General features: G+C 67.1%; 10 protein-coding genes and 1 pseudogene. 4 read left to right on the plus strand and 7 right to left on the minus strand.

The genetic code is table 11. The features are described 5' to 3' along the window. Positions 1-497: 497 nt before the first annotated feature. The 4 genes from ACTWQA_RS19135 to ACTWQA_RS19150 all read right to left on the minus strand — a co-directional run bounded on the left by ACTWQA_RS19135 (position 498) and on the right by ACTWQA_RS19150 (position 7,426). On the minus strand, positions 498-968 hold the full coding sequence (locus ACTWQA_RS19135; RefSeq protein ID WP_443160540.1) for a hypothetical protein: 471 nt from the start codon (positions 966-968) through the stop codon (positions 498-500). Positions 969-1,202: 234 nt separating this feature from the next. Next, on the minus strand, positions 1,203-1,781 hold the full coding sequence (locus tag ACTWQA_RS19140) for a hypothetical protein (RefSeq protein ID WP_443160541.1): 579 nt from the start codon (positions 1,779-1,781) through the stop codon (positions 1,203-1,205). Positions 1,782-1,862: 81 nt separating this feature from the next. Then, on the minus strand, positions 1,863-6,965 hold the full coding sequence (locus tag ACTWQA_RS19145; RefSeq protein WP_443160542.1) for a LamG-like jellyroll fold domain-containing protein: 5,103 nt from the start codon (positions 6,963-6,965) through the stop codon (positions 1,863-1,865). A 164-nt stretch (positions 6,966-7,129) separates the two neighbouring features. Continuing rightward, positions 7,130-7,426, minus strand: a complete 297-nt coding sequence (locus ACTWQA_RS19150) for a helix-turn-helix domain-containing protein (RefSeq protein ID WP_443160543.1) — start codon at positions 7,424-7,426, stop codon at positions 7,130-7,132. A gap of 273 nt (positions 7,427-7,699) precedes the next feature. Between ACTWQA_RS19150 and ACTWQA_RS19155 the strand changes: the two are divergent. Then, positions 7,700-7,982 (plus strand): annotated as a pseudogene (locus tag ACTWQA_RS19155) (transposase); the annotation flags it as partial. Positions 7,983-8,034: 52 nt separating this feature from the next. On the opposite strand, the gene ACTWQA_RS19160 reads toward ACTWQA_RS19155, so the two are convergent. Together ACTWQA_RS19160 and ACTWQA_RS19165 are read right to left on the minus strand one after the other, a co-directional pair. Beyond that, a complete protein-coding gene (locus ACTWQA_RS19160) occupies positions 8,035-8,946 on the minus strand; it encodes a hypothetical protein (RefSeq protein WP_443160544.1) in 912 nt (303 codons plus the stop codon). A 59-nt stretch (positions 8,947-9,005) separates the two neighbouring features. Beyond that, entirely contained in the window at positions 9,006-10,499 is a 1,494-nt protein-coding gene (locus ACTWQA_RS19165; protein WP_443160545.1) for a PucR family transcriptional regulator ligand-binding domain-containing protein, read from the minus strand. Between the two features lie 95 nt (positions 10,500-10,594). Between ACTWQA_RS19165 and ACTWQA_RS19170 the strand changes: the two genes are divergently transcribed. Genes ACTWQA_RS19170 through ACTWQA_RS19180 form a run of 3 tightly spaced genes read left to right on the plus strand, consistent with a single transcriptional unit; the run spans position 10,595 to position 14,455 of the window. Next, a complete protein-coding gene (locus ACTWQA_RS19170) occupies positions 10,595-12,766 on the plus strand; it encodes a xanthine dehydrogenase family protein molybdopterin-binding subunit (protein WP_443160546.1) in 2,172 nt (723 codons plus the stop codon). Between the two features lie 17 nt (positions 12,767-12,783). Next, a complete protein-coding gene (locus ACTWQA_RS19175) occupies positions 12,784-13,017 on the plus strand; it encodes an EF-hand domain-containing protein (RefSeq protein ID WP_305924655.1) in 234 nt (77 codons plus the stop codon). 58 nt (positions 13,018-13,075) lie between these two features. Further along, the gene (locus ACTWQA_RS19180) at positions 13,076-14,455 is read left to right on the plus strand and encodes an NCS2 family permease (RefSeq protein WP_443160547.1); all 1,380 of its coding nucleotides are present in this window, start codon (positions 13,076-13,078) and stop codon (positions 14,453-14,455) included. Here ACTWQA_RS19180 and ACTWQA_RS19185 read toward each other — a convergent pair. Continuing rightward, a complete protein-coding gene (locus ACTWQA_RS19185) occupies positions 14,452-15,366 on the minus strand; it encodes an excalibur calcium-binding domain-containing protein (protein ID WP_443160548.1) in 915 nt (304 codons plus the stop codon). The genes ACTWQA_RS19180 and ACTWQA_RS19185 overlap by 4 nt on opposite strands. Positions 15,367-15,418 lie beyond the last annotated feature (52 nt).

Here is a 15,418-nt window from a genome sequence, read left to right on the forward strand (position 1 = left end):
CCTCCGTGATGAGAAATTCCGAGTCCTGGTGGATGCGCAAGCTGTCGTAGGCGCTGGTGCGGAGAACTGCCATGAGGGTTTGCCTTCCTGCGGTCGGGGAGAGACCCCGACGTGTGTCGTGGCTGCACGCGCCGGGGCGCTCCAGTCAGTCGCGCAAGTGGATGAAGAACAGATCGCTTCGCATCACCTGGTCATTCTGATACCAGGCGCCGAGCACGTTTCCGTGCGCGGTATTCTGCGCCGCAGGCATCGGCAGGATGGCGGAGTTGTTCTACAGTTTGGCGTACAGCGCGCCCTGCCGTGTGCTGGCGAACGGGGACTCGTCGCACTGTTTGCCTTGCCGCTGGACAGCGGTTAACTCAATGTTGCACGCCACTTCCACGATGCCCCGACTCCCCGCCGGTATCGGCGTGGTATTTGCCCATGATCAGTCGATCGCTCCAGTTTCCCGAAATATCCACTGCTGCACCGCCAAGCCCGCCGGTCCGGTGAGACGATCAAGCGAGCGGCCAGAACTGCAGGCAGTAACGCTCCACTCCTGAGGGAAACCCTTCCTTCTCCCAGTCGACCTCGTTGGGGTCGCGCAGGACGAACACCAGCGCACGCAGCTTCCATGACGCCGCGTGCCGACCGAGATCGAAGAACGCGTGCTCACTGTGCGAAACCAACTCCGCCAGGCAGATCCGGCCGGAGCTTGTGGAGAACTCCACTTCCCTGGAATCCGCGTCCGCCAAATGGCCCGGCGCCGCGTCCCACAGTTCGAATCGCACCTGCACCTTGTGATCGGAGTATCCGGTGCTCACCAGGCCGCCATTCGCCGTAACCTGCAGCCGCTCTTCTTCCTCGAAGGCGAGCTCCCACGGGGAAGGGTAATCGCCGGCACCGTCGGAGCCGTCCGCGTCGACGAAGATGAACTGCCCGTACTGAACGCTGACGGTATCCTCCATTGCGGAGACGAGCTGCGCCATGCGTCTATTCTCCCAGTCGATGCCGATGATGGCAGGCGCCTCGACCGATACCCGTCGAGGCGCCTGCCGGACTATAGAGGCGACACTATGTCCATCTCGCCGGGGGCTCAGGGAAAAGCGAGTTGGGCTTGCTCTGGCCCCGCCCACAGAGCTCAGCGGGGCCTCGAGCGGCAACGAGAGCGACAGCCAGGCAGTCGTGCGCGCCATCCCAGTCCCGGCGTCACCCAAGCTCGCCTATGAGACTATCGGCAACGTTGCATGAGGAGTATCCATGAGCTCGTTGTCCAGGCGGACGCCGCTTTCCAGCTCGACTACGGTCAGGCATGCGGCAGTGATATCTATCTCGGCCTCCGCCACCTCGCTGTCGTAGCCGGCCGCGAGCAGCTCCCGGTAACCGCTCAACGGGCCGAGGCGCTCTGACCGCTGATCGAAGGGTATGTCTATCGGTCCCGGGTGATCTAGATCTCCCTCAATTTCCCCGTACCGAACGTACATGCTGGTGTTGCCTTCGATGTCGACGGACACATACCAGTGCCGGAATCCCACACCAGACAGCCGATTACTTATCTCTTGGCGTTCCTCTCCCGGATTGGTCCAGTCCAGAGTGACGATGCCAGGGTCGACTTGGTAGAGGTGAAGGCTGCCAGGGATGTGCCGGTCCTCGTAGCCCTTCAGCGTGAGCGGGTCGAATCCCAGGCGGCGCACTGCGTCCTCGATCAGGAGCGTGCCGGAGTCGGGAAGAGTCACTGTGTATGCGAAGGTGTCGAGGTCATTCAGCAGGTCGCGGTAACGAGCGACGATCTCATCGAACACCAGACGATCAACCTTTCGAAACAAATAGGGATGTTCCCCCAGGACAGTGCCTTCAGGCCCCTGGGGGAACATCGGAGATGGTTAATTCTGGTTAGAGTGCGGATTCTGCCCCGGCACGTGTGCTTCTACCCACCACAGGTCGTAGGTCTTCTTCCTCATGTTGCCGTCCACAGCGAGGATGCGCTGACTGCCGTAGAAGGTGCCGAGACGTGCCCCATCGTCTGTATTGTGCTTGTGCCAGACGAACCTGATCGAGTATGCGTAGGCGTCGGGACTGTTCAAACGCTCAACCGATACCCAGGTCCCTTGCATCGTGGACTGGAATGGGAACTCGTCGCAGTTGTAAACCTTCTGCCATCTCTTGTCTCCGAGGACTGGATCTTTGCGCTTGTAATCGTCCGGCCAAAGAATTCGGCACAGATTGGCGCTTTTTTCGTTGTTCTTTTTCCTCCAGGTCCCATTATTTTGTCGTTCGAGTGGGGTCCCATTGGCCAGGTAGTGGCCAGGAATCGTCTTGTCGGAACGCGCTGGCCATGTCAGTTCCTTTTTGTGCTGAGCCGTCCAGATGTGGCTCGGAACATTCCTGTAGGCTTTATTGACATTATCCGGGTCACCCTCGTCGCTCCATGGGGAACCCGGCTGAGTCTCGGTTGTCTCGTAAACCGCCTTAGCCAGGTTGAACACACACCCGCTGCCGAAGTCTCTCACAAAATAGCTGGCAGAGTCGCATCGAACCTGGGGTGCCGCGTCCGACCAGTAATATTTCGGCTTGGTCGAGGGGATCTCGTCAAGCCAGACCTTGGTATAGAATTTGGGGCGGCAGTGCTCGACCTTGTCTGGTCCTTCGCCGTTCTGCGCGTCTGATATGACCGTGAACTCGGCAGCTTTTCCGTCACGCCACTGCTGCCAGGTGCCCTCAACATAAGGGGTCCCATCCAGCTTGCAGGCGCTGTCTTCTATCTTGGCGCCGAAAGCGAACATCCCGTGCAGGCTGTATACACCGCCGAGCGGGACGGGGGTTACATCTCTCAAAGAGATGCGGAAATGACTGCGGCGCAGATTGCTGTTGTTCTGCGGGCCATTGGCATACGTGTAACCGATTATGGTGGCGGTGGCGGTGAGCCCGTTCACCATAAACTTCTCTCTGCCGTATTCGGCGTCACCTCCCGCGACCGGCTGAATAGCACACCAGTTACTGCGGCCCGCATGGTAGCCGTCGGTGCCGTCGCCCCTCTCCTTACCTACTCTGGCTTCCTTCTCATTCTTCCAGCAATCGGTCACGCGGGCGTCGTCGTCAACCAGCGCGAGTGGCGTGGTCGCGCTGGAGGAGCGGGAACTTGACCCGGCGGTCGTGTCCGTGGAGTCGACGACCAAATCCTGCCATGGCGACCACGTGCCGTTGGCTCCGATTCTGGCCCGCCATCTCAGCTTCTCGCCGTCCTGTATCCGGCCCTTGGGAACTCGCAGCGTTATCTTGGAGTCGCCGGGCTTGGTGGTGGCGTGGCCGCTCCAGATCAGCCGCTTGTCCGTGGTCACCTTGTCCGCCTTGATGGACTTGGTGGGCTTATGGGCGATTTCCACTTCCACCTTCGCCGCCCCGTCGCGCCCAGCAGACAGCCAGGTGGTCAGGTGGGGGGTCAGGGTGGAGGCGACGGTGACGCCGTCCACGGAGCGGCTGCCGTTCACCGTTAGCTTCTCTATCCCACCAGCTGGGTTGGCGGTGGTGCTTGTGCTCAGCCTCTGCGCTGTGCTGCTCGTCGCCGCGGTGCCGATGGGAGTGTTCATGTCGGTCTGGATCTCGGTCACGGTTTGGGCGCGGTTGTAGACACGCACCTCGTCGATCAGGCCGCTGTAGAACTCGCCCCAGAAGGAATTGCCACCGATCCGCAGCGCGCCCCCGTCGTCGACGAGGTCACCGGTGATCTGCGACGTCTGCGCGACCTGGGCACCATTGACGTACAGGGTGGTGATGTTGCCGTCATAGGTGAGCGCCAGGTGGCTCCACTCATTCAGCGTAAGCGCGCTGTCATCGGCCACTCCGCGTGCACCGTCGGCTATCTGCAACCAGCCCAAGGGGGAATCGCCGTCGGAGGCGTACACACCGTAGGAGCCGCCTTGGGCGGTCTCTTTCATCATTACAGTGCGCCACTGGCCATCCTCTGCCGAGGGTTGCACCCAGGCCGAGAGTGTCAGCGCGTTCGTCAGGCGCAGCGACGCGGCATGTGCGACAGTGACCCAACTTGAGGAGCCGTTGAAGGACAGGGCCTTACCGTGCTTGCCAGTCGTCCAGGTGGTGTCGGTTGCCGCCCCGGTGTTGTTCTGCCCGGAGGAGTCCCCGACGTTCGTGCCGGTGCCCTCTTCCATGCCGTAGGCCGCCACCAGTCCCGGGACCGGGGTGGGCGTGGGATCCGGCGTGGGGGTGGAGGTCGGTGTAGGGGTTGGAGTGGGTCCCGGCGTGGTGGAGCCGCCGACCGGGCTGTTCATGTCGGTCTGGATCTCGGCTGTGGTCTGGGCGCGGTTGTAGACGCGCACCTCGTCGATCAGGCCGCTGAAGAATTCGCCCCAGGCGGCGTTACCGCCGATCCGCAGCGGGCTGCCGTCGTCGTAGAGGCTGCCGCTGAGCGCGGTCTGGCCGACCTGCTGGCCATTGACGAACAACCGCAAGGCGGTGCCGTCGTAGGTGAGCGCCACGTGGCTCCACGTGTTGACCGGCAAGGGAGAGGTCCCGTTGACGGTCGAGTGGGTCACTGGATCGGTCTGCACCCAACCGGAGGGCGCCGAACTGTTGGACGCGTACAGGGTGTAGGAGACCGCATCGCTACTCAGTTCTTTGCCCACGATGGGCCTCCAGGAGGACAACGTAGCCGGGTTGACCCAGGCCGAGAGCGTCATCCCGGTCGTCAGCCGCAGCGACGCGGCATCCTGGACCGTGACCCAGCTGGTGGAACCGTTGAACGACAGGGCCTTGCCGTACTTGCCGTCCGCCCAGCCGGTGCCGGTGCCGGTGCCGGTGTTGTTCTGTCCGGAGGAGTCAGCCACGCTTGTCCCTGAGCCCTCGTTCATGCCGTATGCCGCCACTAGCCCCGCCACAGGGGTAGCTCCTCCCACCGTCGTGAACGTGGCGGAGTAGTCGGTCATGACGTTCCCGGCGGCGTCTGCGGCCGCCTTGACCTCAATACGGTAGCGCTCGCCTTCCATCAGAGGCTGCTCAGGCTTGAGCTCCCAACCCTGATTGCTGGGTTCGACCTCCTCGGTGTCCGGATCGTCGCCGATCGACGTGGTGCCGAAGGCGACGTCTTTTCCACTCGCATCCTTGAGCGCAAACGTCTGCCCGGTCACCGGTTCGGTGAACGCGACCCGGACTGTCACGTCAACAGGAATGCCAGAGTCACCGTCCGCTGGATTCGTGAGCGCCTGAGGGGCAGCAGTGTCCGCGACCGGAGGTGGTTCTGGTACGTCCTCAAACCCTCCTCCTTCCTCATTGCCGAACTCCTCCAGCTCTTCGCCAGTGAGATGCGACGGCGGTTGGAGTTCGTTCGCGTTGACAGACACGCGCAGGGAGGAATTCAACGCGGCCTGCCGCGCCTCCTCCTGGGAGAGGACGGGGAAGGGCGGGTCCTCGGTCTCCGTCTCCCGAGCCCGCATCTTGTTCAGCCCCTGCTCGGTGGTGTCCCACGTACCGTATCCAAACGTACCGACTTCGACGGTTTCGACCGGGGCAGGCTCGTACTCGATGAACAGGACAGGGCCTCGTGGCGTGAAGGGATAGGTGTCGTAGCCGCCGTACTCGTGAGAGCGGTAGTAGCGCCAGTTCGAGGTGACGTCCGGCTCGATCACCGAGTTGAGGCGTACGCCGTAGTCGGCGGTGCCGTTCATCCAGGCCTGGGTGATCAGCTCGATGGAGTAGTACAGCTCGCCCTCGCCCTCCGGGCAGGGGATCTGCGAGCTGTAGGCCCCCCGGTTGGCCACGTGCCCGGTGAGCGTGGTGGAGGGCTGATTGCTCCAGGTGAGCGTAGACATGCTCCAGTCGGTGGTGACTTGCTGCAGGTCGATGCCGGGGCTGTCGGTGTCGCTGCAGGTCTGGGAGTTGTAGTTGTGCAGCCGCAGGTCGGCGTTGTTGACCGTGCCGCCCTTGAGCGAGTCGGGGATGTTGAAGCGGATATAGGTGCGGTGGGTGCGGTTGCCGCTGTGCGAGCGGCCGGCCAGCAGCCAGTTCAGCAGGTCGTTGTCCGCTCCCCACGGGAGCACGTTGCTGACGTGGGTGTCGCCCGCGATACCGGTGCCCACCCAGGTGTCACTGGCCGCGGTCACCGTCACCGGATAGGTGACGGCCGGGTCGTTGAGGAAATCGGCGGCGGCGGTATATACCACGCTGTCGCCGTCCACTGCCCCCTTGGCCTGGCCGATGAGGCCCTTGTCGGGGTTGTCCAGCGCGGCGGCGTCCAGCATTGGCGCCCCGGCCAGGTCGTCGACCTCCCGGCCCTGGGCGTCCAGCACGCCAGCGGTCTTGTCCGGCCCCTTGCCCAGCTTAAAGCTCTTGGGCAGGCGCATCGGCACCCGCAGTTTGAGGTCCTTGGCGGGTCGTTGCCGGATCATCACATCCTGCCGGAACCCGCTGGGAGTGACGGTGATGACCAGGTCGGCGCCGGGCCCGTAGGCGTCGGGGTAGGTGGCGATGTTGTCCTTGACCACCGGCTTGGGCAACGCCGCGGGGGCTGCGATGGCCATCTTGCCTTGTTCGCCGGTGTAGGTGATGGCCGTGGCGTCGCCGCCTGCGGACAACGCCACGTTGCCGTGGGTGGCCTTGGGCCGCAGGACGCCGCCGTCTTCGATCAGGGTGGGGTCGACCGGCTGCCAGGACCCATCGTCCTTCTTCACCCGTACCGGGGTGGTGGTCAGCTCGGCGCGCAGGGTCTTGCCGTCGGGGTTGGCGTAGAAGGTCGCGGTCTCTGAGCGCAGGCTTTCGATCTCGACCCGCTTGTTGTCCTTCTTGGCCTGGGCCAGTGCCGCTCCGGTCGGGGTGCCGGCGTCAGTCGGTGGGGTTGTGGATGTGGGGGATGGCGTGGGCCCTGTAGCCGTCGCTGGTGCGGCCATCAGCGAGATGGGCAGCGCCAGCGCGGCGATCAGGGCAGCGCGGCGGCGCGTCCAGGCGGATAAGCCAGACGCTGGTCGTCGTTTGGTCACTCGCATCCTTTCAAGCGAAAGCGCGCAAACGGAGAGATCATCACATAAGCGGCAAATAAAAGTAAAGAGACTATTTCGGGTGACAAGAAGGCTGCACTCCGTCACATCGGAAAACGGTGCCGCAGTAAATGTAGATAAAATGTAGATAGAATGTTCCTATGGCTTTATGACAGGATTGTTGTCCTCGCTGACCTGCAGCATTGGAGATCTTCAACATGAGCAGGGTGGGCGGCGAGCTTGAGCACTTCTGGCGGGAGCGGCGGCCCAGGGAGAAGCGAGAGTGCGTGCGCGCGGTCCACGCGAGATAATTGACCTACAGGGCGCGCCCGTCTCTTTGAGGGCCGGGAAAAGTCCACGCGGTCGGCCATTGTGTAGCACACGGTGTTGAGGTGCACGTGGAGCTGCTCGGCGCAGGCGTTCCACGATCCGGCGCAGTCGAGGAAGATTCTGAGGGTACGCACCAGCTGGACTGGTGTCTGCGGTCGTAGTCGAGCAGCGGCGACACCAGCCGGGCCGCGAACGAGCGGCGCACGTCACCCGGCTGCCCTTGATCACGGCCGCGCCGGTGAGCGCCGCGCTCAGCCCGGCGCAGACGCGGGTGTCCGGCAGCGCGGCCAGCACCTCGGCCCCGACGCGGAGCCGGTCGGCAGGCTCGGCCGTGGTGCGCCCGCGTAGCAGCACCGCGGCGACCCCGCCGTCGGCGCCGGCCAGCAGGAGGCCGTGGCGCGGCCATGCACCGCAACGGTCATTGCCCCATTGGTGTCAAGACCACTAGCGGGCGATCATCATCGCCCGTCCCAAGCTGCGCGGTACCGCCGAGAAGTTCGCCTCACGACTGTTCGGCACTGGAGCGACACGCACCCACGCGCTGGAGACCCTTTTGATCGCCTCTTTCGTGAGCGGCCTGGCGGTGCACGATGTCGAAGGCGCCCTAGCCGACCGCTCGGCTCCGAGGCCGACCGGTCGAAGTCGACGGTCTCGGCTATCTGTCAAGCCATCCTCGGCGAGCACGATGCCCGGCCATGGAGAACGTAGACGGCCTGCTGTGCGCTACTCCCCCACCACGCTCCTAGGACCGGGGTTCCGACTCCGAACCGTCGTCAAAAAGGTCGTCGATGTGCGTGACTTCGAGAGCGCGCCGCAGCCAGACCTCCAGGAGGGCAAGGTCGGTGCAGGTGGTGATCTGCTGGTGTCGGTCGAGGGGAACGTCGATGCCGCGGAAGCGGAGAACGGCCAGCACAGAGGCCGCCTCTCCTGCGGCGCGGCCTCTGTGCTCGCCTTCTTCCCGGCCTGCTGCCTGGCCCTTGCGGTACAGGTTCTGGGCCCAGGGGCTGTGCTCGGGGATGTAGATCGTCACGGTTTCCTCCAGAAGCCGGCGGGCCTGCGGCGCGGCCATGTCGATAGTGTAGCCAAACAGCGACGCCGCGTCATCGGCTGGCAAGTCGGTGAGGAGCTTGATGAATGCCTCGGCGACCTCCGGCAGGTGGCCGTGAGCCATCACCGACAGCGCCGCCGTCAGCAGGTCTGCGGCCATCTGCTTCGAGTCGGTCAGGACGGGGATGCGGTCGGGCCCAACGATCACCGATTGCATGGTGATGGTCAGGCAGCCGCTGCTGATCTCCACCCGCTCGGTGAAGCGTGCCGCGCCGGGATCGGGTGTGATGAAGATGACGTAGACGGGTTTGCGGGTCTCCAGCCGCAGCATTTCGGCCGCCTCGACGGTCTGCTGCAACTTCTGCTCCGACATTTCGGTCTCGACCTCGACGATGGTGGAAAACCATCGGTCCTGGGGCGGGCCGCCGAATACGACGGTGTCGGCATGCATCTCCCTGGAGATGCGGTCCCGCAGGTCTCCCGGCCCCACCCACAACGGGGCGTCGGTCGGCAATGCGATCCCGCCGACTTCGCGCAGCAGGCGGATGGGCAGGTCGAGATGGTCGCGGATGAGCCGGTTGAGGGCGTCGTGCCGGGGGGAGGGCATGCACGCAACGTTATCATCCGATCACGTATCCGTATGTCTTTCGGTGATCTGTAAGGCGGTTACCGCGGCGGACCCGTGTCCCTGAGGGCCAGGAAGAAGTCCACGCGGTCGGCCATGGTGGAGAGGTTCCTGCCGGTCAATTCCTCGATCCGGCGGATGCGGTAACGCACGGTGTTGACGTGCACGTGGAGCTGCTCGGCGCAGGCGTTCCAGGATCCGGCGCAGTCGAGGAAGACGCCGAGCGTGCGTACCAGCTCGGACTGGTGTCTGCGGTCGTAGGCGAGCAGCGGCGACAGCAGCCGGGCCGCGAACGAGCGGCGCACGTCGCCCGGCACCGTGGCCAGCAGCAGCGCGTGCGTGTAGATCTCGTCGCTGGTCACCACCCCGCCGGCGCGGGCCTCGGCCAGCCGACGGGCGTGGCCGGCCTCCTCCACGCCGCCCTTGATCGCGGCGGCCCCGGTGAGCGCGCCGCTCAGCCCCGCGCAGACGCGAGCGTCCGGCAGCACGGCCAGCACCTCGGCCCCGACACGCAGCCGGTCGGCCAGTTCGGCCGTGGTGCGCCCGCGCAGCGGTACCACGGCGACCGCGCCGTCGGCGCCGGCCGCCGCCACGATCTCGCGGCCGAGCAGCTCCTCGACGATCTGGCCGCCGAGTGTGGCGGGGTCGGGTCCGCGGGTGGCTCCAGGGCGGGGCGCGGTGGCGTTCACGATCGCGTACGGCTCCGCCGCGTCGATCCCGCACGTGCGCAGCCTGGCGTTGAGCTCGGCCACGTCGGCGTCGGCGAGCGCGGCCACGATGAGTTGCTCGGCCAGGCGGCGCTCGACCCTGCGACCCTCCTCCATGCGGCTGCGTTCGAGCCCGACGCAGGCGGCCAGCTCGTAGCCGAGGTCGGCGCGGCCGATCAGATCGCCGTCGCAGGCCAGGATCCAGCCCGCAGCCCGGTGCCCGCGCCCGACCGCGAAGATGGTGCTGCCGGCGACCAGGGCGGGCAGCCGCGGCGCCGTCAGGTATGCCCTGGCCAGCCCCACGGGATCCTGGACCGAGCCGACGATCATCCCGCCGGAGGCGGACAGGACGGCGCCGGTGACGCCGAGCTCGGCGGCGGTCAGTTCGAACAGCTCGCGCAGGTCGGCGCCTTCGGCGATGGCCGCGACCAGCCTGCGGTGGCGTCCGAGCGCGTCGCGTACGTCGCCGGACAGCCGCGGCACGACCAGCTCGGTCAGCGTGCGGAAGGAGACCTCGGTCGGCACCTCGATCAGCGGCAGGTCGGCAGCCCTGCACGCGTCCACCAGGTCGCCGGGCACGTGGCCCAGCCAGGCCGCGCCCGCGCCCAGGGCGGCGACGCCGGCCTCGGCCAGCGCGGCCACGAACCTGGAGGAGTCCTCCGGCGTGTGCCGCCACATGAGCCCGGTCAGCACCAGCTCCCCGCCCGACAGGTAGCGCCCCGGCTCGGGCAGGTCGGTGATGTGGACCGTGCTGAACTCGCGATCCGGGTCGCCGGCGAGCAGACTCAGCCGCAGATCGTCGATGGCCAGCAGGTCACTGATACGCACTTGGAGGAATATACAAGCCGCGTGTTACGTGCTTTGACACGGATTTCACGTCGCGTGCATAGGACCGGGACGGGCGGCGGTGCTCTACTCGGAGGATGACGGAGACGGCGTACACGACGCGACACGGTGTCGGCGAGAGCGCGCGGCGTCCTGACGCGGCGCTGAAGGTGAGCGGCGAGTTCGCCTTCGCCTCCGACCTGTGGATCGACGGCATGGCGTGGGGGGCGACGTTGCGCAGCCCGCATCCGTCGGCGTGGATCCGCTCGATCGACGTGGGCCCCGCGCTGAAGATCCCTGGCGTGTTCACCGTGCTGACGCACGAGGACGTGCCGGGCGCGAAGTTCTACGGGCTGGAGCACAAGGACCAGCCGGTGCTGGCCATCGACCAGGTCCGCTACCAGGGCGAGCCGGTGGCGATCGTGGCGGCCGACCACCCGGAGACGGCCCGCAGGGCGGCCGCGGCGATCGTGGTGGAGTACGAGGTCCGCCAGGCCGTCACCGACCCCCGCGAGTCCCAGGAGATCGTGCGGTACCAGCCGGTGCGGGTGGGCGACACGTTCGAGGCCGAGGTCGTGGTCACCGGCGAGTACGAAGTCGGCATGCAGGACCAGGCCTTCCTCGGCCCGGAGGCCGGGCTGGCGGTCCCGGCCGAGGACGGCGGCGTCGATCTGTACATCGCCACGCAGTGGCTGCACGTGGACCGCGACCAGCTCGCCCCCTGCCTCGGCCTGCCTCAGGACAAGGTGCGCCTGACGCTGTCCGGCGTGGGCGGCGCGTTCGGCGCCCGCGAGGACCTGTCGATGCAGGTGCACGCCTGCATGCTGGCGCTGCGCCTGGACCGCCCCGTGAAGATGGTCTACGGCCGTGAGGAGTCGTTCTTCGGCCACGTGCACCGCCACCCGGCCAGGATGCGCTACGAGCACGGCGCCACCCGCGACGGCCGGCTGGTCTACGTCAAGGCCGACATCCTGCTGGACGGCGGCGCGTACTGCTCCTCCTCGCCCGCCGTGGTGGGGAACGCCGCGTCGCTGGGGGTGGGCCCGTACGAGGTGCCGAACGTGGACGTGGTCGCCACCGGCGTCTACACCAACAACCCGCCGTGCGGCGCGATGCGCGGCTTCGGCGCGGTGCAGGCCTGCTACGCCTACGAGTCGCAGATGGACCGTCTGGCCGAGGCGTGCGGGCTGTCGCCGGTGGAGATCCGGGTGCGCAACGCCGTCTCCCAGGGCTCGCGGCTCATCACCGGCCAGCTGATCGACTCGCCGGCCCCGCTCGCTGAGATGCTGCGCGACCTGGAGGCCATGCCGCTGCCCGCCGACGCCCAGGATCGGGACCTGCGGGGGTTGCCCGGCGGCGTCTCCCAGACCACGCACGGCGAGTCGGTGCGGCGCGGCGTCGGGTACGGCGTCGGCATCAAGAACATCTGCTTCTCCGAGGGCTTCGACGACTACTCCACGGCCCGGGTGCGTGCCGAGCTGGTGGGCGGCGAGCCGCACGTCACCGTGCACACGGGCGCAGCCGAGGTGGGCCAGGGCCTGGTGACGATCCAGGCCCAGATCGCGCGCACCGAGCTGGGCGTCGACCACGTCACCGTGGCCACCGCTGACACCCAGGTGGGCTCGGCGGGCTCGTCGTCGGCGTCGCGGCAGTCGTACGTCACCGGCGGCGCGGTGAAGGCCGCCTGCGAGGCCGTGCGCGAGCGGTTCAAGGGGCTGCCGGCGCGGGAGGCGCTGGAGAGGTTCGGGCCGATCGAGGAGACCCGCGAGTACCGGCACCGGCCCACGTACCGGATGGATCCGCGCACCGGGCAGGGCGACTCGCACACGCAGCTGGCGCTGTGCGTGCACCGGGCCGTGGTGGACGTGGACGTGGAGCTCGGGCTGGTCAAGGTGGTGGAGCTGGCGGCCGTGCAGGACGTCGGGCGGATACTGAACCCGCTGGCGCTGGAGGGGCAGATCCACGGCGGGAGCGCGCAGGGCCTCGGGCTGGCGCTGATGGAGGAGATCCAGATGCGCGATGGGCAGGTGCTGAACCCGTCGTTCACCGACTACCTCATCCCCACCATCCTCGACATGCCGCCCATGCAGCTGAAAATCCTGGAAAATCCTGACCCTGCTGCTCCGTACGGGCTGCGTGGCGCGGGCGAGCCCCCGACGTTGTCCTCCACCCCCGCCATCGCCGCGGCGGTGCGGGCGGCGACGGGGCTCAGGTTGACGCGTGTTCCGATCAGGCCGGAAGATATCGCCCTGTTCGGTAAAGGGGTCTAACAACGGGGAGGTATCCGATGGCAAGCGCACGTGAGGCGGCCGAGGCGGAATTCCGGCGTTTCGACGCCGACGGCGACGGCCTGCTGACCGCGGCCGAGATCCGCCAGGCCAATGAGGCGCTGGGCGGGCAGGGCGTGTCCGAGAGCGAAGTCGAGGCGTTCATCAAGTCCGCCGACCGCGACGGTGACGGCACGATCGGGCTCGAGGAGTTCGTCGGGCTCGTCGGCCACGGGCGGCACGAGAAAGCGTGATCTTGTCCCCCGCCGGGTAGGTGGTCCGGCATTCCCCCTGATCGTCGAGGGGGATGGTGTGCTCGACCGATTCTTCGAGCTGACCGGGCGGGGGACCACCGTCGGCCGTGAGGTGCGGGGCGGGATCACTACCTTCGTGGCCATGGCCTACATCATCCTGCTCAACCCGATCATCCTGGCCGGCGCGAAGGATGTCACGGGCGCTCGGCTCTCCATCGCCGAGCTGACCACCTCCACCGCGCTGGCCGCGGCCGTGACCACGCTGCTCATGGCCTTCATCGGCAATGCGCCCTTCGGCCTGGCGGCCGGGCTGGGGCTGAACGCGGTGGTCGCCTACCAGGCCGCGCCGCACATGACGTGGGCCGAGGCCATGGGGCTGGTGGTGCTCGAAGGCCTGGTGATCATCGTGCTGGCCGTGACCGGCCTGCGCACCCTGATCATGAACGCGATCCCGCTGGCGCTCAAGCACGCCATCAGCGTGGGCATCGGCCTGTTCATCGCGCTCATCGGGCTGGTCGACGCCGGCTTCGTGGCGGCGGGCGCGGCCACGCCCGTGCAGCTCGGCACGGCCGGGCACCTGACGGGCTGGCCGGTCACGATGTTCTGCTTCGGCCTGCTGCTGATGATCGCCCTGTTCGCGCGACGGATCCCTGGCGCCATCCTCATCAGCATCGTGGTCACCGCGGCCCTGTCCATCCTGGTGAACGCGCTGGCCACGATCGATCCCCGGTCGTGGGGCGTGGTCACGCCACGGGTGCCCGAGTCGCTGGTCGCCGCGCCGCAGTTCGGGCTGGTCGGCGAGTTCGACGTGTTCGGCGGGTTCGCCAGGGCGGGGGCGCTGACGGCGGGAGTGGTGCTGTTCACCCTGGTGTTGTCCGGGTTCTTCGACGCGATGGGCACGATCATCGGTGTCAGCGACGAAGCCGGGCTCGTGGACCGGCAGGGGCGCGTGCCGCGGCTGGGCCGGGTCCTGACGGTGGACGGCGTCGGCGGCGTGGTGGGCGGTGTGGTGAGCTCCTCGGCGAACACCGTGTTCGTGGAGTCGGCCGCCGGCGTCGGCGAGGGGGCGCGGACGGGCCTCGCCAGTGTGGCGACCGGGGCGCTGCTGGGGCTGACGCTGCTGTTCACGCCGCTGGCCGCGGTGGTGCCCGCCGCCGCGGCGGCGCCCGCGCTGGTGCTGGTCGGGGCGCTGATGATGATGCAGAGCAAGAACGTGCCGTGGGACGACGTCGAGCTCGCCGTGCCGGCGTTCCTGACGATCGCGCTGATGCCGTTCACCTACTCGATCACGAACGGCGTCGGCGCCGGTGTGATCGTCTATACGCTCATCAAGGCCGTCAAGGGGAAGTTCGCCGAGATCCCGTGGTTGTTGTGGATCGTGTCGGCGATCTTCCTGGCGTACTTCGGGATCGACTGGCTTGAGCGGCTCTTCGACTAGCGGATGTCCGCGGAGTTGCAGGCCGTGCCGTTGTTGTCGACGTCGGGGTACCAGGAGTATTCCTCGTGCGTGCCCTTGTGGTAGGGGCCGTAGCCGGCCGCCACGGCCTCCTTGCAGGTGGCGTAGCGGCGGCCGGGGGTGCGGCCGGCGTTGGTCGCGGGGTTCGTCACGCCGGGGTTCGTCCCCGTGCCACCGGTGCTCCCTGTGGTGCCAGGGGTCCCCGTGGTGCCGGTCGTCCCGCCTGTCCCGGTCGTGCCGGGGGGTGTGGCCGGCGGGCTGCTGCCGAGGGAGTCGGTGGGCGCGGGGGTGCCGCTCGCCACCGGGCCGAGCAGACGGGAGGACAGCGCGCGGGCCTCAGCCTCGGTGTAGCCGGCGATGCTCATGCTGTCGCCGTCCATGCTCTGGGTGACGATGGGCGCGGCCAGCACGATCTTGGGCTGGTCGGGTTGCTCGGGCGCCAGCACGACCGCCACCTGTCGCTGCTCGGCCACCAACTCGTCGATGAGCTGGACCAGCCGCTCCTTGAACGCCGGCGCGATCGCGATGCGCACGGAGTATTGGCCGTCCTTCTCGCGCACCGGCTCGATCTGCTGGACGGCGCCGACGGTGACGCCGTCCTCCAGCAGGTAGCAGGTCTTCTGCTGCTCGTCCAGCACGGCCGGATCGCCCGGGCACGGCGCGGGCTTGGTCTCCCTGACCGGGGCGAAGTGGATGGGCACGGGCAGGCGGTGCGGCGGCGTGCCGCCTAACAGCGGCGTGTCGGGATTTCTCGTCATCAGGACGGCGACCGTGCCGGCCACGCCTGCGACGAGCACGACGAGGACCAGCGAGACGATCAACACGATGGTGGTGAGTCTGCTGGCCTTCGGCTCCCCCGGGTCCGCGAGTGGCGGCTCTTCCGGCTTGTCCATCGATGACGTTTCCCATCCTGATGTTCGGGCTGCCGGTGAGCCTATCGAGGAC

The organism is Nonomuraea sp. 10N515B, from assembly GCF_052245915.1.
Taxonomy (GTDB): domain Bacteria; phylum Actinomycetota; class Actinomycetes; order Streptosporangiales; family Streptosporangiaceae; genus Nonomuraea.